Source organism: Kitasatospora mediocidica KCTC 9733, assembly GCF_000744225.1.
Lineage (GTDB): Bacteria > Actinomycetota > Actinomycetes > Streptomycetales > Streptomycetaceae > Kitasatospora > Kitasatospora mediocidica.
In genome coordinates this window covers 174093-195322 of the sequence record NZ_JQLN01000006.1, presented here as the reverse complement: position 1 = coordinate 195322, position 21230 = coordinate 174093, and the positions used below count along the sequence as shown (strand labels likewise).

The 21230-nt window shown below is 74.0% G+C and carries 21 protein-coding genes and 2 pseudogenes; 10 read left to right on the top strand and 13 right to left on the bottom strand.

Going from position 1 to position 21230, the window contains the following annotated elements; all coding sequences use genetic code 11:
* Nucleotides 1-5: 5 nt before the first annotated feature.
* From BS80_RS27155 to BS80_RS27145, 3 genes are all read right to left on the bottom strand, one after another.
* Complete coding sequence (locus BS80_RS27155; protein WP_035803082.1) at nt 6-860, bottom strand: alpha/beta fold hydrolase; 855 nt, start codon at nt 858-860, stop codon at nt 6-8.
* Between the two features lie 166 nt (nt 861-1026).
* Nucleotides 1027-2205, bottom strand: coding sequence for a sensor histidine kinase (locus tag BS80_RS27150; RefSeq protein WP_035803080.1), 1179 nt, complete (start codon nt 2203-2205; stop codon nt 1027-1029).
* Nucleotides 2202-2954: a response regulator transcription factor gene (locus BS80_RS27145; protein ID WP_035803078.1), complete on the bottom strand. Its 753-nt coding sequence runs from the start codon at nt 2952-2954 to the stop codon at nt 2202-2204. The genes BS80_RS27150 and BS80_RS27145 overlap by 4 nt, the downstream gene beginning before the upstream one ends.
* Nucleotides 2955-3058: 104 nt before the next feature.
* Between BS80_RS27145 and BS80_RS43090 the strand changes: the two are divergent.
* From BS80_RS43090 to BS80_RS27130, 4 genes and pseudogenes are all read left to right on the top strand, one after another.
* Nucleotides 3059-3781 (top strand): annotated as a pseudogene (locus BS80_RS43090) (glycosyltransferase family 2 protein); the annotation flags it as partial.
* Nucleotides 3755-4402, top strand: coding sequence for a TIGR04282 family arsenosugar biosynthesis glycosyltransferase (locus tag BS80_RS43085; protein ID WP_408607445.1), 648 nt, complete (start codon nt 3755-3757; stop codon nt 4400-4402). The pseudogene BS80_RS43090 and the gene BS80_RS43085, both read left to right, overlap by 27 nt.
* Nucleotides 4399-5088, top strand: a complete 690-nt coding sequence (locus BS80_RS27135; RefSeq protein ID WP_035803077.1) for a methyltransferase domain-containing protein — start codon at nt 4399-4401, stop codon at nt 5086-5088. The genes BS80_RS43085 and BS80_RS27135 overlap by 4 nt, the downstream gene beginning before the upstream one ends.
* Before the next feature lie 112 nt (nt 5089-5200).
* On the top strand, nt 5201-5419 hold the full coding sequence (locus tag BS80_RS27130) for a dodecin (RefSeq protein ID WP_035803075.1): 219 nt from the start codon (nt 5201-5203) through the stop codon (nt 5417-5419).
* Here BS80_RS27130 and BS80_RS27125 read toward each other — a convergent pair.
* The 4 genes from BS80_RS27125 to BS80_RS27110 all read right to left on the bottom strand — a co-directional run bounded on the left by BS80_RS27125 (nt 5382) and on the right by BS80_RS27110 (nt 9315).
* Nucleotides 5382-6791 (bottom strand): glycosyltransferase 87 family protein, encoded by a 1410-nt coding sequence (locus BS80_RS27125; protein ID WP_063772089.1) that lies wholly within the window; start codon nt 6789-6791, stop codon nt 5382-5384. The genes BS80_RS27130 and BS80_RS27125 overlap by 38 nt on opposite strands.
* A gap of 90 nt (nt 6792-6881) precedes the next feature.
* The gene (locus BS80_RS27120) at nt 6882-7370 is read right to left on the bottom strand and encodes a GNAT family N-acetyltransferase (protein ID WP_035803074.1); all 489 of its coding nucleotides are present in this window, start codon (nt 7368-7370) and stop codon (nt 6882-6884) included.
* A gap of 89 nt (nt 7371-7459) precedes the next feature.
* Nucleotides 7460-8719 (bottom strand): MFS transporter, encoded by a 1260-nt coding sequence (locus tag BS80_RS27115; RefSeq protein ID WP_232246664.1) that lies wholly within the window; start codon nt 8717-8719, stop codon nt 7460-7462.
* Between the two features lie 110 nt (nt 8720-8829).
* A complete protein-coding gene (locus BS80_RS27110; RefSeq protein WP_051967250.1) occupies nt 8830-9315 on the bottom strand; it encodes a universal stress protein in 486 nt (161 codons plus the stop codon).
* 223 nt (nt 9316-9538) lie between these two features.
* Here BS80_RS27110 and BS80_RS27105 point away from each other — a divergent pair, with 223 nt between their 5' ends.
* Together BS80_RS27105 and BS80_RS27100 are read left to right on the top strand one after the other, a co-directional pair.
* Nucleotides 9539-10651, top strand: coding sequence for a molybdopterin-dependent oxidoreductase (locus BS80_RS27105; protein ID WP_232246707.1), 1113 nt, complete (start codon nt 9539-9541; stop codon nt 10649-10651).
* 5 nt (nt 10652-10656) lie between these two features.
* The gene (locus tag BS80_RS27100; RefSeq protein WP_035804045.1) at nt 10657-11070 is read left to right on the top strand and encodes a hypothetical protein; all 414 of its coding nucleotides are present in this window, start codon (nt 10657-10659) and stop codon (nt 11068-11070) included.
* 360 nt (nt 11071-11430) lie between these two features.
* Here BS80_RS27100 and BS80_RS27095 read toward each other — a convergent pair whose 3' ends face one another.
* On the bottom strand, nt 11431-12060 hold the full coding sequence (locus BS80_RS27095) for a TetR/AcrR family transcriptional regulator (protein ID WP_035803072.1): 630 nt from the start codon (nt 12058-12060) through the stop codon (nt 11431-11433).
* Nucleotides 12061-12238: 178 nt separating this feature from the next.
* On the opposite strand from BS80_RS27095, the pseudogene BS80_RS41145 reads away from it, so the two are divergent.
* The 3 genes and pseudogenes from BS80_RS41145 to BS80_RS27085 form a co-directional block, all read left to right on the top strand.
* Nucleotides 12239-12673, top strand: a pseudogene (locus tag BS80_RS41145) (cupin domain-containing protein); the annotation flags it as partial.
* Nucleotides 12656-13561: an alpha/beta fold hydrolase gene (locus BS80_RS41140; RefSeq protein ID WP_332262205.1), complete on the top strand. Its 906-nt coding sequence runs from the start codon at nt 12656-12658 to the stop codon at nt 13559-13561. The pseudogene BS80_RS41145 and the gene BS80_RS41140, both read left to right, overlap by 18 nt.
* A gap of 172 nt (nt 13562-13733) precedes the next feature.
* Nucleotides 13734-14855: a DUF5954 family protein gene (locus BS80_RS27085; protein WP_035803068.1), complete on the top strand. Its 1122-nt coding sequence runs from the start codon at nt 13734-13736 to the stop codon at nt 14853-14855.
* A gap of 93 nt (nt 14856-14948) precedes the next feature.
* Here BS80_RS27085 and BS80_RS27080 read toward each other — a convergent pair whose 3' ends face one another.
* Nucleotides 14949-15737 carry a maleylpyruvate isomerase N-terminal domain-containing protein gene (locus BS80_RS27080; protein ID WP_035803066.1) on the bottom strand — a complete coding sequence of 263 codons (789 nt, stop codon included), beginning with the start codon at nt 15735-15737 and terminating at the stop codon, nt 14949-14951.
* Nucleotides 15738-15924: 187 nt separating this feature from the next.
* Nucleotides 15925-17091, bottom strand: coding sequence for an alpha-hydroxy-acid oxidizing protein (locus BS80_RS27075; RefSeq protein WP_035803065.1), 1167 nt, complete (start codon nt 17089-17091; stop codon nt 15925-15927).
* A gap of 121 nt (nt 17092-17212) precedes the next feature.
* Here BS80_RS27075 and BS80_RS43640 point away from each other — a divergent pair, with 121 nt between their 5' ends.
* Nucleotides 17213-18286 (top strand): Lrp/AsnC family transcriptional regulator, encoded by a 1074-nt coding sequence (locus BS80_RS43640; RefSeq protein WP_051967248.1) that lies wholly within the window; start codon nt 17213-17215, stop codon nt 18284-18286.
* A gap of 37 nt (nt 18287-18323) precedes the next feature.
* Here BS80_RS43640 and BS80_RS27065 read toward each other — a convergent pair whose 3' ends face one another.
* From BS80_RS27065 to BS80_RS27055, 3 genes are read right to left on the bottom strand one after another with little or no spacing between them, the layout of a single operon-like run.
* A complete protein-coding gene (locus tag BS80_RS27065; RefSeq protein ID WP_035804044.1) occupies nt 18324-18632 on the bottom strand; it encodes an NIPSNAP family protein in 309 nt (102 codons plus the stop codon).
* Between the two features lie 46 nt (nt 18633-18678).
* A complete protein-coding gene (locus BS80_RS27060) occupies nt 18679-19932 on the bottom strand; it encodes a vWA domain-containing protein (protein WP_035803061.1) in 1254 nt (417 codons plus the stop codon).
* A complete protein-coding gene (locus BS80_RS27055; RefSeq protein ID WP_035803059.1) occupies nt 19929-21194 on the bottom strand; it encodes an AAA family ATPase in 1266 nt (421 codons plus the stop codon). Before BS80_RS27055 ends, BS80_RS27060 begins: the two co-directional genes overlap by 4 nt.
* Nucleotides 21195-21230: the final 36 nt, after the last annotated feature.

Sequence of the window (21230 nt, the reverse complement as noted above, 5' to 3'; positions counted from 1 at the left end):
AGTTGTCAGCGTGGCCCGGCGTTGGCCGCGATCGCCCCGACCAGCGCCGGCCACAGTGCCCGCGGCAGGTCGTGCCCCATACCCGGCACCAGCCACAGCCGCGCGCCGGGGACGGCCGCCGCGGTGGCCCGGCCGCCGCTGGCGTCCACCAGCGGGTCCTGCTCGCCGTGCACCACCAGGGTCGGCACGGTCACCGCGCGCAGGGCCGCGGTACGGTCCGGCGAGGCGAAGATCGCCGCCAGCTGGCGCATGAACCCGTCGGGGCGGTAGGCGCGGTCGTAGGCGGCGGCGACGTCGGCCCGGCGCTCGGCCGGGTCCATCGGGTGGTCGGGCGAGGCGATGATCTCCCCGAACGCGACGCCCGCGTCGATCACCCGCTCGCGCCCCTCACCCGGCAGGGTCGTCAGGGCCTCGCCGACGTGCGGCCGGGTGTCGCCGCTGACCCCGTCACCGGGCCGGGACATGATCGAGCAGAGACTCAGCACCCGGCTCGGGTGGTCGATCGTCAGCTGCTGGGCGATCATCCCGCCCATCGACGCGCCGACCACGTGCGCGGCCTCGATCCCCAGCGCGTCCAGCAGCCCGGCCGTCTCCTCGGCCAGGTCGGGCAGCAGGTACGGCGGCCGGCGGACCCCGTCGGCCCGGGGCGGCTGCTGCTCGTCGACGGTCGTGGTGAGCCCGGTGTCACGGTTGTCGAAGCGCACCACGTGGTAGCCGCGCTCCGCCAGCTGCGTGCAGAACTCGGTGGGCCACCAGGTCAGTTGCGAGCCCAGGCCGGCGATCAGCACCAACGCCGGGTCGGCCGTCCGGCCGAAGGTCTCGTACTCCGTCTCCAGCCCCTTGAGCTGCGCACGCGCCATGTCCCAACTCCCCGTCCCAGGGCCCGTCCCGGGCGGACGGTCCGCAGGCACGCTACGGGCATCCGCTCCGCGGGACAACATCGCACGGCGTGGCGTCAGATCCACTCACGCCGGGGCCGCTCACACCGGGGCCACGCGTGCCAGATCCACGCGCGCCGGGGCCCGTTCACGCCAGGGCCGACCGCGCCGCCGGCAGCGCGATCTCGAAGCAGCACCCGCCGCTGACGTTGCGCACCGACGCCCGTCCGGCGTGCGCCTCCACGATGCCGCGGACGATCGCCAGGCCCAGGCCCGCGCCGGTGTCGCCGTGGTGCTCGATCGCCGAGCCGCGCGGTCCGCCGTTGAACGGGCGCGCCGCGCGCGGGGTGCGGGCGCTCCCGGCGCGCCAGCCGGTCTCGAAGACCCGGTGGAGGTCCTGCTCGGGGATGCCGCCGCAGCCGTCGGTCACCGAGAGCACCACCTCGCCCTGCTCGCGCCGGGCCGCCACCGCGACCACGCCGTCCTCGGGCGTCGAACGGATCGCGTTGATCAGCAGGTTGCCGAGCACCCGGGTGATCTCCCGCGGGTCGACCTCGACCGGCGCGGCCTCCACCTGGTCGCCGCTCAGGTGCACGCCGCGTTCGCGGGCCAGCGGGTAGGCGCCCGCGATGGCGTCGCCGACCAGGTCGTAGACCGAGATCCGGGAGAGCGACAGGGTGAGCGCGCCCGCCTGGATCCGGGAGAGTTCGAAGAGGTCGTCGACCATGCCGGTCAGCCGGTCCACCTCGGTGCGGATCCGCGCGTGGTAGCGGGCCGGGTCCTCCGCGACGCCGTCCTCCAGCGCCTCGGCCATCGCCCGCAGTCCGGCCAGCGGGGTGCGCAGGTCGTGCGAGATCCAGGCGATCAGCTCCCGACGGGACGACTCCAGCGCCTGCTCGCGCTGCCGGGACTCGGCCAACCGGGCACTGGTGGCCGCCAGTTCGGCGCTCAACTCGGCCAGTTCGGAGCCCAGCGGCTCAGCGGGGGCGGCGAATCCCCCGTCACTGCCGACCGTCCGGGCCGCCACCGCCAACGCCCGGCTCCCGGCCACCACCTGGCGTCCGAGCAGGGCGGCGGTGACCAGCGAGACGACGGCCGCCATGCAGGTGACCGTGATCTCCACGCCGAGGTCGTGGTGCGAGAGGAACATCGCCTGGGCGACGGCGACGGTGCCGGCGGTCATCGCCAGCACGGTCACCACCGCGACGGCGAAGAGCGAGAGCGCCACCGAGCGGCGGCGCAGCAGCCGCACGGCCGGCCAGCCGAGCAGCCCGGCCACGCCCGCCCCCAGGGCCGCGATCGCCGCGATGAGCAACAGGTCCTTCACGCGGACGCACCCCCGGGCCCGGTGGCGGGGTCGAAGCGGTAGCCGACGCCCCACACGGTACTGATCAGCACCGGCGCCGCCGGATCGTCCTCGACCTTCTCGCGCAGCCGCCGCACGTGCACGGTGACGGTGGACAGGTCGCCGAAGTCCCAGCCCCACACCTTGTGCATCAGTTCCTCCCGGCCGAACGCCTTCCCGGGGTGCTGCGCCATGAACGACAGCAGGTCGAACTCCCTGAGTGTCAGCGAGAGTTCGCGCTCGCCGCGGTAAGCCCGGCGGGCCTGCGGGTCGAGCGTGAGATCCCCGGCGCGCAGCGGTGCGACGCCCGGTCCCGGCGCCGGGGCGGCATGGCGGCGCAGCACGGACTGGATCCGCAGCACCAGCTCGCGCGGGCTGAACGGCTTGGTGACGTAGTCGTCCGCACCCAACTCCAGCCCGAGGATCCGGTCCGACTCCTCGCCCTTGGCGGTGAGCATCACCACCGCCGGGCCCGCGCCGCCGGCCCTCAGCCGCCGGCAGACCTCCAGGCCGTCGATCCCGGGCAGCATCAGGTCGAGCACCACCAGATCGGGGCGCCCGGCCGCGGCGCGCTCCAGCGCCTCGTGGCCGTCCGCCGCGCGGTCCACGGCGTACCCGGCGCGCAGCAGGTAGCCGGTCACCACCTCGGCAACGGTCGGGTCGTCGTCCACCACCAGCACACGGGCGGCGGACGTCGCGGGGGGCGGCGGGGTCGGCGGGGTCTCTGTCACGCTTCGAGCATAGGGAGTGCGAGAGCGCGGGCGGCGCCACGAGGGCTCTCGTACGACTTCCGTAAGGTGCCGTAACCACCTCTGACGTGGTGACCGTGCGTAGCGTGGACGGCGTGACCACTCCCTCCCCCACCCCCTGCGTCGATGTCGTGCTGCCCTGCCTCGACGAGGCGGCCGCCCTGCCCTGGGTACTCGGCCGGATCCCGCCGGGCTGGCGGGCCGTCGTCGTCGACAACGGCTCCACCGACGGCTCGGCCGAGCTGGCCCGCTCGCTGGGTGCCACCGTGGTGCACGAGCCGCGCCGCGGCTTCGGCGCCGCCTGCCACGCCGGGCTGCTGGCCGCCACCGCCGAGCTGGTCTGCTTCCTGGACTGCGACGGCTCGCTGGACCCGGCCCAACTCCCGCGTGTGGTGGACCCGGTGCTGTCCGGCGAGGCCGATCTCGTGCTCGGGCGACGCCGGCCGACCGCGCTGGGCGCCTGGCCGGCCCACGCCCGGCTGGCCAACACCGTGCTCGCCCGCCGGCTGCGCGCCCGCACCGGCGCCCCGCTGCACGACCTCGGCCCGATGCGCGCGGCCCGCCGCGAGCGGCTGCTCGCGCTCGGCCTGGGCGACCGCCGCTCCGGCTACCCGCTGGAGATGGTGCTCACCGCCTCCGCCGCCGGGATGCGGATCGCCGAGGTGGACGTCGACTACCGACCGCGTGCCGGGCGCTCCAAGGTGACCGGCACCCTGCGCGGCACCCGCCAGGCCGTCCAGGACATGCGCGCCGTGCTGGCGGCGCCGTCGCCGACCCTGCTGGTGATCGCCAAGTCCCCGGTCCCCGGACGGGTGAAGACCCGGCTCACCCCGCCGTACAGCCCCGAGCAGGCCGCCGCGCTGGCCGAGGCCGCCCTCGCCGACACGCTGCACACGCTGGGCACCGTCCCGGCCGGTCGCCGGCTGCTGCTGCTGGACGGCGCGCCCGGAGGCTGGCTGCCACCCGGCTGGGAGGTGCTGCCGCAGCCGGACGGCGGACTGGACGTCCGGCTCGCCGACGCGTTCGCGCACGCCCCGGCCGGCGCCCCGGCGCTGTTGGTCGGCATGGACACCCCGCAGCTGCGCGCCGAGACGCTGGCCGCGCCGCTGGCCGCCGCCGCCCGCTGCGGCGCCGACGCCTGGTACGGGCCGGCGTCCGACGGCGGCTTCTGGGCGCTGGGCCTGGCCCGGCCCAGCGCCGAGCTGGCGCGGCGCCTGCTGGTCGGGGTGCCGATGTCCTCCCCGGAGACCGGCCGGATCCTGCTGGAACGGCTCGCGGCGAACGGCCTGGCCGTCCGCCGACTGCCCGAGCTGACCGACGTGGACACCGCCGCGGATGCCGACCAGGCCGCCGCCCAGGTCCCCGACGGTCGCTTCGCGGCCCGCCTGCGCGAGATCGCGGTCGCCCGGCGCGCCGGGGTGACCGGGTGAGCCTGCTGCAGACCACCACCGCTCGCCCCGCCGTCCGTCCGGCCACCCGGCCGTGGAGCGACGACCCGTTCGCCGAGGCGATGCGCACCGGACGCGGCCCGCTCTGGCTGCGCCGCGCCGACGGCGGACGCCACCAGCTGGACGTCGAACGCTGGTGCGCGCCCCCCGACGCCGCCGACCGCAGCCTGCTGCTGCGCTGCCTGGCCACAGGCCACCCGGTGCTGGACATCGGCTGCGGCCCCGGGCGGCTGGTCACCGAGCTGCTGGCGCGCGGCCTGCCCGCACTCGGCGTGGACATCACCCGGGCGGCGGTCCTGCGCACCCGCAGGCTCGGCGGCGCGGCGCTCTGCCGATCGGTCTTCGACCCGCTGCCCGGCGAGGGCCGCTGGGGCACCGCGCTGCTCGCCGACGGCAACCTCGGCATCGGCGGCGACCCGACCGCGCTGCTGGCCCGGACCGCCGAGCTGCTGGCCCCCGGCGGCATGCTGCTCGCCGAGGTGGAGCCGGGCGAGGCGGACGAACGGCTGACGGTCCGCGTCGAGGACGCCACCGGGTGGTGCGGGCCGCCGTTCCGCTGGGCCCGGCTGGACGCCACGGCCGCCGCCCGCTGCGCGGCCGAGGCGGGGCTGACCGAGTGCGAGCGCTGGACCGTGCGGGGGCGCGCCTTCGTGGCGCTGCGCCGCTGAGGCTGCGCTGCGCGGGGCAGCCGTCCGACGCGCGGACCGGGGCGGGATGCCGCACGGTGGAGGGGAGAAACAGCAGCTCCCCACCACCAGCCGTCCCGCCCCGGAGGCCGCCATGTCCGAGCACACCTACCGCGTGACCGAGATCGTCGGCACCTCCCACGAGGGCACCGACGCCGCGATCCGCAACGCCCTGACGCGCGCGTCGCAGACCCTGCGCAACGTCGACTGGTTCGAGGTGGTGGGCGTCCGCGGCCACGTCGAGAACGGCGTGATCGGCCACTACCAGGTGACCGTCAAGGTCGGCTTCCGACTGGAGGACGCCGAATCCTGACCCGGCTGGTGGGTCCCACCCGGGACGGCCGTCGCGCACGGACCACCGCGGCCGCCAGCACCAGTCCCAACGCCGCCGCGTAGGCGGGCTGTTGGGCGTCGCCGCCGAGCAGGTACTGCACCTGCCCGGCGGCCGGCACGCCCAGCCACTCCCAGCGGCCGTCGAGCCCGACCAGCGCGACCACCAGCAGCCCGTACCAGGGGTAGGCCGGCGTCAGAGCCAGCAGCGCCGTCCCGGTGACCAGCAGCGCGCCGCGCCACGGCCGGTCGGGATCGCCACAGCACAGCACGTACAGCACCGCGGCCAGCACCACGGCGGCGGCCCCGGCGGCGGCCAGCGAGTCCGGCAGCACCAGCCGGACCAGCGCGAACCGCTGCACCTGGCCCTGGTCGTAGCCCTCTTCGCGCAGGTAGCCGGGCAGGAAGCCGAGCACCTTGCTGCCGGAGAGCGCCAGGTAGGGCAGATAGCTCAGCACGAAGACGCCCAGCGCCACCAACGGCAGCAGCAGCATCCGGCCGCGCTCGGCACGCGAGCGGCCCCCGCGCGCCAGCAGGCCCGACAGCGTCCCGGGCAGCGCGAGGGCCGGGATCAGCTTCACCGCCACCGCCGCCCCGAGCGCAGCGCCGCCGACCGTCCGGCGGCCCCGGGCGGCGAGGCCCAGGCCGAGCACCATCAGCAACGCGCCGAGGGTGTCCACGTGCGCGTCGTTCACCGACCACACCGCGACGCCCGGGAACCACCCCCAGAGCGCGGCCCGACGCCGGCGCTCCGGGCGCAGCAGCACCAACAGCGCACCGGTGGTGGCCACCGCCAGCAGCGCGCCGCCGACCTGCGCGGTGCGCACCCCGTGCGCGTGGCCGACCAGGTCGAGGCCCGCGAACCAGGCCTCGGCGACCGGCGGGTAGATGGTGGGCACGCCCGGCCGGTTGACGTGGCTGCAGAAGCCGGGCGCGGCGCGCCGAAGGTCCCAGCCGACGCAGTCGCCGGCGGGCGGGAAGAGCGCCGGGGCGTGCGCGCGCAGCGCGGCGAGCTGCGGCGCGTCCGGCGGATAGGCGTAGGGCGAGATACCGGCGACCTGGACCTGTCCGTCCCAGAGGTACCGGTAGGCGTCGTCGCTGGTCCGCGGCGCGGCCAGCAGCCCGGCGCCGGCCACCACGACGCTGCCCAGCAGCACCAGTCCCGCCACCCGCCGCGCGGGCACCCGGCGCAGTGCGAGCAGCGCGAGCGCGAAGAGCCCGAGGTCCACCGGGTACCAGACGTACAGCGGGCCGTGCCGCGCGAGCGTGCCGCCGCCGGTGAAGGTCAGCCCGAGGGCGGCGGTCAGCGCCGCGACGGCGGCTAGGCAGAACCAGGAGGAGCGAGAACCGGACATCTCGTCACCCTCCCACCCGCGGTGCCCCGCGCGTGCTCCCGACGGCCCGCCGTACGACTTCCGTAAGGGGGTCCGGGTGCTCCGGTCCGGTCAGAGCGGGCGGTACATGATGTGCAGCCCCACCAGGCCCTCGCGCGGGTGCCGGAAGCCCTCCGGCAGGGTGCCCAGGATCTCGAAGCCGAGCGAGCGGTAGAGCCGCACCGCGTTGACGTTCGTCTCCACCACGGCGTTGAACTGCATCGCCCGGAACCCGGCCGCGCGGGCCCACTCCAGCGAGTAGGAGCAGAGCGCCCGGCCGACCCCACGGCCCGCGTGCGCCGGGTCGACCATGTAACTGGCGCCCGCGATGTGCGAGCCGTTGCCCAGGTGGTTGACGTTCATCTTGGCCGTCCCCAGGACCGTTCCGTCCTCGTCGACGGCGACGACCGTACGGTTCGGGGGCGCGAGCAGCCACCAGTCGCGGGCCTGCTCGTCGGTGAGGTCGAGCGGGTAGGTGAAGGTCTCGCCGGCGGCGACGATCGCGTGGAAGAACGGCCAGATGGCGGGCCAGTCCGCGACGGTGGCTTCTCTGATCAGCATCAGGACAGGATGCCGCCACAGCCGCCCGGCCCGCCAGTGCGTTTGTGGCGGTGCCGACGGGGTCGGCGGTGTTGGCGGTGCCGGCGCGCTCAGCCGGACGTCGACGCCGCGGGTGCGGGCGGGCGGGTGCGTTCGGCCCAGGCGGTGAGCGGGGGGCCGAGCAGGCCCAGGACCGCGAAGAACACCCCGAGCAGCAGCCAACCCAGCTGACCGAGCCCGAGGCAGACCGTGGCCAGCAGCGCCGGTGCCAGCGCCTGGCCGGTGTCGAACCCGAGCCCGACCAGCCCCTGGTACTGGCCCTGGGCGTGCTCGGGCGCCAGACCGAAGCCGAGCGCGAAGCCGGCCGACGACTGCCACACCTCCCCGACGCTGTGCACGGTGATCGCGACGAGCAGCAGCACGATCGCGGCCCACGGCGGGACGTCGGCGGTCAGGGCCATCAGCGGACAGCTCAGCAGAAAGAGCAGCCCGGCCAGCCGCAGCGCCCGGCCACCCTGGCGCGGGGTCTCCACCGCGGAGCCGATCCTGAGCTGGAAGAGCGCGCAGACCGCCGAGTTGACCGCGTAGACGGCGGCGACGGTCCACCGCGGCGCGTGCGTGTGCGCGGCGATCCAGATCGGCAGCAACAGCGAGGCGACCGGGTACTGGAGGCCCATCGCGCCGTCGAGCAGCGCGAAGAGGGCGAACGGCCGGTCGGCGAGCGCCGCCCAGCGGCTCTCGCGCTTCGGCCGGGGCAGCGCCTGGTAGTTCGGCACCCGCAGGAGCAGCAGCCCGCAGCCGACGTAACTGGCGGCGTTGGCCAGGATCAGCGCCGTGTACGCCGCCCGGCTGTCGATCTGGACGGCGAAGGCCGCGCCCAGAGTCCCGCACACCACACCGACGTTGACGAAGGTGCGAAGCCTGGCCCGGAACGCCGCCGGCCGGTCGCCGCCGACCCGCGCGATCAGCGCGCCGCGCGCGGCGTTGTTGGCGGAGGCCGCCAGCAGGTCCAGCGAGGCGATCAGCGTGAACGCGCCCCAGGCGTGCACGAAGACGAACGCCGTCATCGTCAGCGCCTGGACCGCCAGCGTCAGCATCATCACCCCGCGTGGCCCGCGCCGGTCCGCCAGGTCTCCCGCCGGAATGCCCGCGAACAGCCCCACCACCCCCGCGATGGTGAGCCCGAGCCCGACCTGAGCCGCCGACAGGTGCACCACCCGCGTGAAGTAGAGCACCGAGGCGGTGTTGAACAGCCCGTTGCCGACCCGGTTCACGAAGCTGGACAGCAGCAGCGACCGCTGCGGACCGCGCGGCGGCAGCGCGTCGGTTATTCGCCCGGTCATCCGCTGGGCGAGGCTGAGTTCGATCATGGCCAGCAGGCTAGTTCATCGTCTGACCGCACCTCACGGCCCGGGCCGCCCGTGGCGCTGACGTACCGTCAGGGCGCGACCGTCAGGGCGCGACCGTCAGGGCACGACCGTCAGGGCACGACCGTCACCGGCCAGCGCCCGGCCCGGACCAGGCGCACCGCGACCGAGCCCACGATCCGGTGCCCCACGTGTTCGGAGACGCCGACGACCACCGCGTCGGCCCTGAGGTCGTCGGCCGCCTTCGCCAGCTCGTGGTACGGGTCGCCATGGAAGGTACGGAACTCCCAGCGCAGCGAGCGCGGATCGCCGAGTCGCTCGACGGCCTGCCGGATCTCGGCCAGCAGGCCCTCGGCGACCTCCTGCGTGATCGCGTCCACCGCGACCCCCATCATCGCGCCCGCCGCCTGGACGGGCTGGACGTAGACGAAGGCGACCAGCGCCCCCTGCCGCCGGGCCAGGCCCGCGCCGTAGGCGGCCGCGCGGTAGGAGGAGTCGGAGCCGTCGAGTCCGACGACGATGGTCCCGGGTCCGTCGGTGCCCAGTTCGAACCCGGCGGGCGCGTTGCCACCCGCATGCCTGTCAGTGCCGTCCGTCACGCCCCCGAGGCTAACGCCCCGGCCCAGGTATCGGGCGGTGGCGCCGCGAGCGGGCCGTCGACGCGTCACTCCCCCGTCCCGCCGCGGCCTCCGTAGGACTTCCGTAAGCACGTTCTGGCGCCTCAGGGCGCTCCGCAGGCGGTGTGATGGTGGGGTGGACGACGACACCCCTGCCCCCCGGCGCAAGCCGTACGACCTCCCGCTGCCGACCCCGCCGGACGCGCTGCGGCGCGGGCCGCTGCGCGAAGGCACCTTCACCTCCGCCCTGCACGAGCCGCGCACGGCCGTGGTGATCGGCCGCTGGCTCGGCGCGGCCCTGCTCACCTGCTTCCTGACCGGACTGCTCAGCCATCTGCTGCAACAGCCGCCCGGTTGGCTGCGCGACCACCTGCCCAGCCGGCCGGTGAACGGCTACCAGGTCACCCAGGGGCTGCACGTGATCAGCGGGATCGCCGCGATCCCGTTGCTCGGCGCCAAACTCTGGACCGTCTACCCCCGGCTCTTCGAATGGCCGCCGGCGCGCAGCGTGTTGCACGCGCTGGAGCGGCTGAGCATCGCGATCCTGGTCGGCGCGATGGTGCTGGAGGTGTTCACCGGGCTGCTCAACACGCTGCAGTGGTACCCGTGGCCGTTCCCGTTCCGCCAGACGCACTTCTGGCTGGCCTGGCTGGCGGTCGGCGGACTGCTGCTGCACATCGCCGCCAAGGCGCCGCTGATCGCCCGGCACTGGCGACGCGTCAGGCCGGGCCTGGCGCAGCGCCGGGCGTTCCTCACCGCCGTCACCGCCTCGGTAGGGGTGGTCACCCTCACCACCGCCGGGCAGAGCGTGCCGTGGCTGCGCGCGCTGGACCTGTTCGCGCCGCGCCGTCCCGACGTCGGGCCGCAGGGCCTGCCGGTCAACCGCACCGCCGTCCAGGCCGGCACCAGCACGGCGTCGGCCGAGAACTGGCAGCTGACCGTCCAGGGCCCGCACCCGATCCGTCTCACCCTCGCCGACCTCGCACAACTTCCGCAGACCACCGCCGAGTTGCCGATCGCCTGTGTGGAGGGCTGGAGCGCCTCGGCCCACTGGACGGGCGTGCGCGTCCGCGACCTGCTCGACCTCGCCGGTGCCCCCGCCGACGCACACGTCCAGATCACCTCCCTGGAGAAGGACGGGCCGTACCGGGTGACCGACATGCCCGCCGGCTACGCCCGCGACCCGCTCACCCTGCTCGCGCTACGCGTCAACGGCCAGGTCCTCGACCCCGACCACGGCTACCCCGCCCGGATCATCGCCCCCAACCGACCCGGCGTCCTGCAGACCAAGTGGGTCACCCGGATCGAGGTCCTCTGATGCCGATGCGCACCGCACGCACCCTGCTCGTCCTCGTCGGTCTGGCGCTGACCGGCTGCGGCCTCTACGGCATCGCCACCGACCCCTACATCGACCTCACCCACCACCCCCTCGACATCGCGCGCTGGGCGATCGGCGGACTCGTCCTGCACGACGGGCTCTGGCTTCCGCTGGCCTGCCTGGCCGGTGTCACCATCGCCCGCACCACTCCCGTCCGCACCGGTCTCATCGTGGCCGCCGCCGTCAGCGCCGTCGCCCTCCCCGCCGTCCTGCGGGCCGGCCACCACAACGGCAACCCCACGATTCTGCCGCTCCCCTACCTGCGAAACTGGCTGCTCGTCCTCGCCGCGATCGCCGTCATCACCGCTGCCTGGTCCGTCGTGTCGCACCTCCGGCGCGGGCGCCGACGCCGCCCGTGACACCGCCGTTCGGGACGAAGCGGAGCCGGGGCACGGAGAAGGCCGCTCCCGCATCCCTGCGGAAACGGCCTGAGCCCTGGGCAACTGCCGCAGTGCTCAAGTCCTGAGCTGTGCAGCAGACGGTTACCTGCGCCCCCGACCCCGTGCGTCTTTGTCAGTCTCCCCGCCGGAGGCTGGGTGAGAGTGTCGTGACCACGAGTCGCAGCGTCAGGGCTTCTGCATCACCAAGCTGCATGTAATGACCTCCTCGCGGTCGACCGCCGGCTGGTAACTCCGGCGTGTTCCACGTTACTCCGCAGCACGGGCGGGCGCGCCGTCGTCGTCGGGCCGGGCGACGGCGGCGTGCTGCGTGCCGGGGTGCTACACGTCGGCGTGCTGCGTGTCGGCGTGCTGCGTGTCGGCGTGCTGCTGGAGCACGCCCCGGGTGAGGGCGGTCGCCGTGTGTACGGCAGTGGCGATGGCGTCCTCGGGGGGCAACCGGCACAGGTCGGTGAGGGTGAAGAGGGCTTCGGCGCTGACGACGACAGCGAGACCGCTCTTGAGCTGGGCGAGGGCCGCGGGTGCGGTGGCGCCGAGGGTGTCGGCCAGCGGGGCGAGCGCGTGGTCGATCAGGCCGACGCGCAGCGCGGGCCGGGCCTCGGCCGCGGCCGCCGGGCGGGTGATGGTCGCCGCGATCATCGCGCGGGTGGCGCCCTCGTAGGCGAGGACCAGGCGCAGCAGGTGCTCGGTCGCGGCGGCGACCCGTTCGACCGGATCGACGGAGTCGGCGACGGAGGCCAACGCCTCGGCCGGGGACGGCAACTCCCCGACCATGGCCTCCTGGAGCAGGCTGGCCAGGTCGGGGAAGTAGCGGTAGGCCGTGGCCTCGGAGACCAGCGCGGCCCTGGCGACCTCGGGCATGGTGATCTCGCGGCCGGTGCGCATCAGCTCGGCGGCGGCCTGCCGGATCGCGGTGCGGGTGCGCAGCTTCTGGTTCGCCCGGCCCGTCATACCCGCACCTGTACCCGTGTCCGCGCTCGTACCCGCGCTCGCGCTCTGCCGTGCCCTCGGTTCGCTCTTCTCCATGGGACAACTCTAGCAAGTCCACTCTGGTGATGAGAGAGCACTTGCACGAATGCGTGCGAGCGCTCTATATTCATGACAGTTGACTCTCACCAAGGAGCAGATCATGAACGACGTCTCGGTCGTCCGCCCGGACGACGGCGAGGTGATCGACCTGGGGGCCGCCCGCATCCGGATCCTGGAGAGCGGCGCCACCACGGCACACCGGCTGGGAATCGCCGAGGTCACGATCCCCCCGCACACGGCGGGCCCGCCTCAGCACCGGCACGCCCAGCACGACGAGGGCTTCTACGTCGTCTCGGGCACAGCCAGGTTCACTGTGGGACAGGAGGAGCACGAGGCACCTGCCGGCACCCTCGTCATGGTCCCGACCGGCGCTCCGCACACCTTCGCCAACCCGGGCGACGAGCCGCTCGTCATGATCAACACCTTCACCCCGGATCTGTACGTGCAGTACTTCCGGGATCTGCGCGACATGATCGGCGGCGGCCGGGGGGCGACCCCGCAGGCCGTCGCCGAGGTCATGAGCCGCTATGCCACCACCGTCACCGGCACCGCCGTCACAGGCACCGCCGTGACCACCAACGATTCAGCGACAGAGGACCTCACGATGACTGCCACCGCTCCCACCAGCACCACCCGCACCATCACCCTGCCGGGCGGCCTGAGCCTGACGGTCCAGGAGTTCGGCGAGAACACCGACGGCACCGGCGTGCTGATGCTGCACGGCGGCGCCGGCCCCCGCTCGATGGCCGGGTTCGCGGCCGGGATGTCCCAGCACGCCTACGTGGTCGTCCCCACCCACCCCGGCTTCGACGGCACGCCGCGCCCGCACTGGGCCGACAGCGTCGCCGACCTGGCCGGCATCTACCTGGACCTGCTCGACGCGCTCGATCTCAACGGCGTGCTGGTGGCCGGCAGCTCGGTCGGCGGCTGGATCGCCGCCGAGATGGGAGTCCGCGACAACCGCGCCGCGATCAGCGCCCTGGTCCTGCTCGGCGCCACCGGCATCGCGCCCCAGGCCCCGATCCAGATCGCCAACCCCGCCGAGATCGGCCCGGTCCGGACCGGCGAACTCGCCTTCCACAACCCGGCCCTGCGCCTCAACCCCGCCACCCTGACCGACGAGCAGAAGGCCGCGATGGGCGCCAACCAGGCCACCCTCGCCGTCTACGCCGGCGACCCGTTCTGCCACGACCCCAAGCTCCAGGGCCGCCTGCACCGCGTCGCCGTCCCCGTGCTCGTCCTGGCCGGCGAGCAGGACGGCATCGTCCCGCTCGCCTACGAACGCGCCCTGGCCGACGCCTTCCCCCGCGCGACCTTCCACCCCGTCCACGAGGCCGGCCACTTCCCCCACATCGAGCAGCCCGCAGCCGTCTTCGCCGCCATCGGCGACTTCGTCGCCACCGAGGTCAAGCCGCACGGCTGAGCGGATGCGGGCCTGGACCCGCTCCTTCCTCCACCCACCATGTGCCGGTCGGTCTTGGATACCGCTCACCCGACCGGTCGCCGATCAACCTCACCGGTGGCAGTCCACTCGTGCAGGGGAACGGCGGCCGGTTTTGCTGCGCTCGGTGCCCGCCCGGTCGCATCATGTGCGCATGGCGAACTTCCCTGACGATGCTCCCGGTTATCTGACCATCAGGATGACCGCTCCGGTCGGTCCGGCGGCGGAGCTCGCGGATGTCGAGGCGTGGACCGCACGCAAGGAGTATCCGCGGATCCTGTCGGCCGGCAGCCCGGTCTTCGGCGTCGCCCGCGAGCTACCGGGCGGTGGCTGGGAGTTGCTCTCCTCGCTGAGCGAGTGCTATCCGCAGTCGGCACGCGAGCATCTGGGCATGCTCAGTCGTGAGCAGGCCGCCTGGGCGCGGGACGCCGGCGACACCGAGGCGCAGCAGCGGTACCAGGCGCTGGCCGAGCGGCTGGACTGGGAGAAGATCGACGAGATCGAACTGGGGACCCGCTACCGCGTGGTGCGGGCCGAGCGGCACATCCGCAGCGGTCCGGACGGCCCCGAGCCACCCCGCTCCAGCGACCCCGACGACGACCAGCACAGTCAGGGCCTGGCCAAGGGGTTGGAGCCGAGCGTCGGGTTCGTCATGGACCCCACCCTGCCGACCGGCATGTCCGAGGGCATTCTGAAGACCGACCTCATCCAACTGCTGCCCCCCGAGGGGCAGGTCGCACCGGAGGTCCGCGAGGACGCAATGCGGGTGAACCGGACCCACCCGGGGGTGGTGCTGTTGCCGGCCGCCTTCACCGTCGCGGAGCGGGTGGCGGGCAGGTGGCGGCCGAACGGCATGCCCGACGCGCCCACGCCCTTCCGCGCCCGGGACATCCTGTCGATGCACCTGCGGGTGAGCGAGCCGATCGAGCGTCGCCTGACCCCCGAGCAGCGGACGGTCTACGCCCGGGCGGCGGACCTGCTCGAAGCCGAGCAGAGCTGCGAAATCACCGTCGAGGACCGGTTCGTGCGGATCATCCGGGTGGAACGCACGGTCCGGTTCGGCCCGGACGGCCCCGAGGGCCCGCGCCGCTCCGACCGCGACCCGGAGGATCCGATCATGGTGCACGACCAGCGCCTGCGCGCCCAGGGCGTCAACGTGGACGAGGACGCCCCGATCGTCCTCGACGAGGCGGCGAAGGAGTTCCAGCGCCTCTTCGAGGCCGAGATGGCCCGCCGTGGCAAGCCCGTCCCGCGCTTCGAGGACAAGGACGCATAGGTTCGCGGACAAGGACGCATAGGTTCGCTGTCAGGCCCAAGCCCGAAAGGTCCGAAGGCGGCAGTGTCCGGGCGCGGCACGAGGTGTGCGGTCCTACTCCATGTCCCACTCCTCCAGCAGGTCGAAGAGGTGCCGGTCGCCTTCGAGCTTCAGGGAGTCCAGCGGGATGCGACCGTAGAAGGCCAGGACCAGGTCACTCGCCGTGCCCCGGGCGGAGACGTCGACCGACTCCGAGTTCTCGCCGGCGGCGGGCACACCGCCGGATTCGGGCAGACGGAAGGCCCGCGAACCATCGGCGGAGACCGATTGGCGCCAGGAGTCGCCCTCGGTGACGTGGTAGTCGACGACGGCGGGCGCGTGCGGCCAGGCGACCGTCGTGGTGCAGCAGGTGAACAGGAACTCCTCGACACCATCGAGCGCCACTTCCTCCGGCAGCGGCTCCGGGGCGCCCACGGTGAGCTGGGCGTCATAGGTGTGCATCGCGATCTCCTGGAGCTGGTGCCGGGCGACGGCGCCGCAGGTCCGCGGCGACTGCGACGATCCCCACCACGTCCAGCAACCGCGCTCCGGGCCGGCCTCCCGCAACGCGTCCAGCATCTGCCGCGTCGACTCGGCCAGCCAAGCGAGCAGGGCCTCGCGCTCCTGCGGTGCGGCCAGGCCCTCCCCCGCCAACTTGCCCGAGGCGTCCGGCCCAGCCGCGACCGTGGCGGCCCAGGCGCGACGCCCCCCGCCCAGGTGGTGCACCAGGTCGAGCAGCGTCCACTCGGGGCAGGTCGGCACCTGCACATCGAGGCTGGGCGCGGAGGCGATCGCGGCCCGGAAGGCGGCCGACCGCTCGTCGATCAGGCGCAGCAGGTCGGGGAAGTCCAAAGTCTTGGTCACCCGGGTTTTCTATCACCGTGCGGCGGCGACTGAACAGCGATTATTCCGCACTTGAGTACCTGGCAGGTTGCCCACGCTCTGCACTGATCTACAACGGCAGGGGCTCACGCAACACGCGCCGACTGGACACGGAAAGGGATCAGCCGGACCTTGAGGGCAGGCTCGGGCTCCGCCGGGGCCAGCGGCGTCACCGGGTGCGTCGCAGGGCGTCGGGCGTGAGCGCCGCGAGCGAGGGGTAGCCGTCGACCGCCATGGTGAGGTCGGCCTCGGCCAGGATCGAGCGCAGCACGTGGACGGCGCCCTCCGTGCCGCCCAGGGCGAGGCCGTAGGCGTACGGGCGTCCGATGCCGACGGCGGTGGCTCCCAGGGCCACGGCCTTGACCACGTCGGTGCCGTTGCGGACACCGGAGTCGAAGAGGACGGGCAGGTCGCCGGCCGCGTCGACGACGTCGGGCAGCGCGTCGAGGGCTGCGAGCCCGCCGTTCGCCTGGCGACCGCCGTGGTTGGAGCAGTAGATGCCGTCCACGCCGCCGTCCTTGGCGCGCCGCACGTCCTCGGGGTGGCAGATGCCCTTCACGATCAGCGGCAGCGAGGTGAGCGAGCGCAGCCACGGCAGGTCGTCCCAGGTGAGCGGGTTGCCGAAGACCTGTATCCAGCGCAGGACGGCCCCGGCCGGGTCCTCCTCCGGCGTCCGGGCCAGCTGGGAGCGGAAGACCGGGTCGCTGGTGTAGTTGGCCAGGCAGTGGCCGCGCAGCTGGGGGAAGTTGCTCGCGGCCAGGTCCCGGGGGCGCCACCCGGTGACCCAGGTGTCCAGGGTCACCACGATGCCCTTGAAGCCGGCCGCCTCGGCGCGCCGCACCAGGCTTTCGGCCAACTCCCGGTCGGTCGGGGTGTAGAGCTGGAAGAAGCCCGGGGTCGGGCCGAACTCCGCGGCGACCGACTCCATCGGATCCACCGTCAGGGTCGAGGCGATCATCGGGACGCCGGTGCGCGCGGCGGCCCGGGCCGTGGCGAGGTCGCCGTGGCCGTCCTGGGCACACAGACCGATGACGCCGACGGGGGCCATGAACAGCGGCGACGGCAGCGTCATCCCGAACAGGTCGACGGAGAGGTCGCGTTGCGCGGCCCCGACGAACATCCTCGGCATGAGCCCCCACCCTTCGAAGGCACTGACGTTGGCCCGCTGGGTGTGCTCGTTTCCCGCGCCGCCGGCCACGTAGGACCAGACCGACGGGGGCAGCGCGGCCTGCGCCCCCGCCTCCCAGCCGCTGTAGGTCATCGGGAACGACGGCATCACCCCGCGAAGACCGCCGCCGTAGATCTCGTCCTGATACGAACCGAACGCCTGGCTCATGACGTGCTCCTCCTGGTCGGGCCCCGGCTCCAGGGTCCCTCGAACTCCGTTGCCACCACAGTGCGATGCTGGGCGGTGGGAGCACCGAAAACGCAGGAATCCCGCAGGGAGCAGCGCAGAGATGCAGGAAAACGAGCCGATGTTGGGCGAGGAGGACCTCGCGCTCATCCACGCCCTCCAACTGCGGCCGCGGGCGTCGTGGGCGGTCCTCGGCAGCGCCCTCGGAGTGGATCCCGTCACCGTCGCGCGCCGCTGGAGCCGGATGCGGCAGCGCGGTGAGGCCTGGGTGCTGGGCTCACCGGGCCCGCTGCTCTTCGAGCACATCTGCGTCGCCTTCGTGGAGATCGACTGCGCGGTAGGAAGCGCCGACGACGTGATCCGGGAGCTGAGCGGCCACGCGCACGCGCTCACCCTCGAACGCCCGGCGGGCAGCCACGATGTGCTCGCCACGGTGGCGACCCGCGACCTCCTCGCGATGTCCCGCTACACCCTCGACCAGCTGCCGGCGATTGCGGGCGTGACCGCCGTCCGCACCCGGATCGCGACGCACATGTTCACCGAGGGCGGCAGCTGGCGGATAGCCGCACTCGACCCCGGCCAGCGCGCCCAACTGGCCGCGCCGCCCGAGGAACCGCGCACCCGCCGGGGTTCGCCGGACGTCAGTGCGTTCGACCGGGCGATCCTCGTCCGGCTGGCGGTCGACGGCCGGGCCTCCTACCAGGCGGTGGCCACCGCGCTGGACACCAGCGCCGCCACGGTGAAGCGCCGGATCGACCGGCTCGTCCGCCTCGGGCTGATCACCTTCCGCTGCGACTTCTCCCGCCCGCTGGGCGGCTGGCCGGTCGCGGTCACCTTCTGGGCCCGGGTACCGCCCGCCGACCTCCCGGAGGTCGGCCACGCCCTCGTCCAGTACCCGCAGACCCGCAACTGCGCTGCCGTCAGCGGCCCTTACAACCTCATCGTGGAAGCGAGCCTGCACTCCCTCGCCGATGTCCTGCGCTTCGAGACGCACCTCTCGACCATGCATCCCAGCCTCGACATCGTCGACCGGGCGGTCATGCTCCGCCAGGACAAGCTGCTGGGCCACCTCCTCGACCCGTACGGCCGATCCCTGAGCGTCGTACCGGCCGACCTCTGGTCCGCCCCCGGCACCCCGGCCGCCGAACACCGCCGGAGCCCGGAGGCCGCCCGCTGACCGCTGACGCCTCGGCCGACGCCCTGCACGCCCTGCGCTACACGCCGTCGAGCGGGCGCAGGAAGCGGCGCTCGTAGCGCTTGATGCAGCCGGTGCGACGCGCCAGGTCGAAGGCCTCCTGGCACTCCGGGTCGGCGGCGCTGTCCATGCGGTACTGCTCGTACGCGGCGAAGCCGGGGAAAGAGAAGAGGGCGTAGGCGATGTCGCTGTCGCCCTCGCTGGGCAGGAAGTACCCGTGGTGCGTGCCGCCGAAGCGGTTGACGAGGCCGACCCAGCGGCGGCCGTACTCCTCGAAGTCGTCGAGCTTGTCGGGGTCGATCTCGTACTTCAGGTGAACAGTGATCATGTGCCCCATGATGCGCCACCGGGAACGGCCTTCGGCGGGCGGGCCGTCATCCGATGTCGACCACCCGGGCCCAGTCGGGCGGCGCCTTCGGGACGTAGTCGGGATCGTCCTCGTTCCACCCACGTGCCGTGTGCGGCCGGGCGAACAGACCCACCACCGTCCGGCACGACGGCCGGGTGGCCGGCCAGGGCGTCTGGCCGTCGGTCAGGACCACGATGACGTCGGGCCGGGGCCGCGTGCGCAGGGCCTTGGCGAAGCCCGTCCGCAGATCCGTACCCCCGCCGCCGATCAGCGGGATCCCCGCGGCCTGGCAGAGCGGGTGCGCGATCCGGGCCGACGCGTCGCACGGCAGCACGGTGACCAGGTCGCGACGGCCGCCCACCGCGCGGGCGATCGCGGCGACCTCCAGGAGCGCGCTGCCCAGCTCGGCGTCGCTGACCGACCCGGAGGTGTCGATGATCACCGAGACCCGGGGCGGCCTGCGCCGCAGGCTCGGCAGCACGGCGCCGGGCACCGCGGCCGAGCGCCGCGACGGCCGGCTGTAGGTGTAGTCCTGGCCGGCGCCGGATCCGGAGGAGGCCGCGCGGACCGCCGCCCCCAGCAACTCCCGCCAGGGTTGCGGCGGGTGGAACGCCTCCTCGGCCCAGCGCTGCCACGCCCTTGGGGTTCTCCCCGGGCGGCCGGCGATGCCCTGGGCCACCCGGAACCGGACGGCGTCCCGTTCCTGCTCGCTCAGGCCGTGCGCGCCTTCCGGCCCCAGGTCCCACTCCCGGTCCAGGCCGTCGGCGCCGCTGCCGCAATCCAGCCAGGCCAGGTCCTGGGTGCCCGCGCCGAGCCCGAACTGACGCAGGTAGTCCTCCATGAGCTGCCCTGCGGGCAGCCCCAACAAGCCCGGCTCGACGACGCCTTCGGGCCGCAGCAGCCCGTGCCCGAAGACGTCGTCGTTGATCTCGAAGTCCGCGGCGATGTTCATCCGCAGCCGCTCCCCCGGGCCGGTCAGCCCGCGCTCGCGCGCGACCCGGTCGCCGCGCCCGTGATGGTCGCGCAGCAGGTGCGACACCTCGTGCACCCAGACCCCGGCCAGCTCCTCCTCCGGCGTGCGGTCGACGAACCCGGGTGAGACGTAGCACCGCCAGTGCCGGTCGACGGCCATCGTCGGGACCCGGCGTGACTCGACGATGTGCAGGGCGAACAGTGCCGTGGCCAGGTAGGGGCGGACCCGCACGGCGTGCAGGCGGGCGGCGAGGAGCTTGTCGAGGTCCAGCCTCCCCCGGGTGCCGGGCGCCGTGTCCGGGCTCATCGGCCCGCCTCCGCGGCGGACCCGACGCGGTCCGCCGTCCGCTCCGCCGCCCGGTCCGCCCGCTGGGAGAGGGCCACCGCGCCGGCCAGCCGTTCGATCGCGGCCGGAACGTCCCAGCCCTCGCGGCGCAGCGAGGCGAGGGTGGTCGCGGGGACGACCACGAGGTCCGGGGCGCCGGTCTCCAGCGCCCGGACCAGCAGCGCCCACGCCGCGTCCCAGCGGGACTGCTCCGGACGCGTGCGGACGGCGGCCACCACGCCGTCCAGCACGGCCTGGCGCAGATCCCCCCGCTCGGGCAGTACGGCGGCGGCCGGGTCGGCGAGCAGCTCCTCGGGATCCGGGAGGTCCAGCCGGTCCAGGCTCGCCAGCAGTTCCAGCCCCGGGCCGTCCCCCACCGTGCCCCGGACCAGCAGGGACAGCACGTCACGATCCGCGCCGGCCGCCGTCGCGAAGGCAACCAGGCACAGCGTCATGTCCCAGCTCCGCGGCGACGGCCAGGGCCCGCCCCGCCGGGTCTCGTTGCCGGGCAGCCGGTGCACGAGCGCGGGACGGGCGGCCAGCAACCCGCACACCGCGCGCCGGGCGAAGGCCACCGCCGCCGGCAGTGCCTGCGGGTCGAGCCGGGGCAGGGTCGCCCGGGGCCAGGTGCCGCCCAGGCCGCGGACCACGACCTCATGGTCGTGGGTCCACTGGAGATGGACGAACCGGTTGGCCAGCGGCGGGCTCAGCTCCCAGCCGTCGGCGGCCGAGGAGCGCGGATTGGCGGCGGCCACGATCCTTACGCCCGGCGGGAGTTGAAGGGCGCCGATGCGCCGCTCCAGCACCAGGCGCAGCAACGCGGCCTGCACGGCAGGCGGCGCGGTGGACAGCTCGTCCAGGAAGAGCAGCCCGCGGCCGGCCCGCACCAGCCGCACGGCCCAGTCCGGCGGGGCCATCGGGACACCCTGCACGGTGGGATCGTCGCCGACGATGGGCAGCCCCGAGAAGTCGGACGGCTCGTGGACGCTGGCGATCACGGTGGTCAGCGGCAGGTCCAGGGAGGTGGCGAGTTGGGTCAGGGCGGCGGTCTTGCCGATCCCCGGTTCTCCCCAGAGCAGCACGGGCAGGTCGGCGGCCACCGCCAGCGTCAGGGCCTCCAGCTGGGTGTCGGGACGAGGTTCGGTGGTGGTGTCGCGCAGCAGGGCCAACAGGTCTCCGGCCAGGTCGAGTTGGGAGGCGGAAGCCGGGTCGGAGAGGGCGACGGACGGGGTGCACATGGGCATGGGTGATCACCTGAGGGGGTTCGTGGTGGAAGGGGA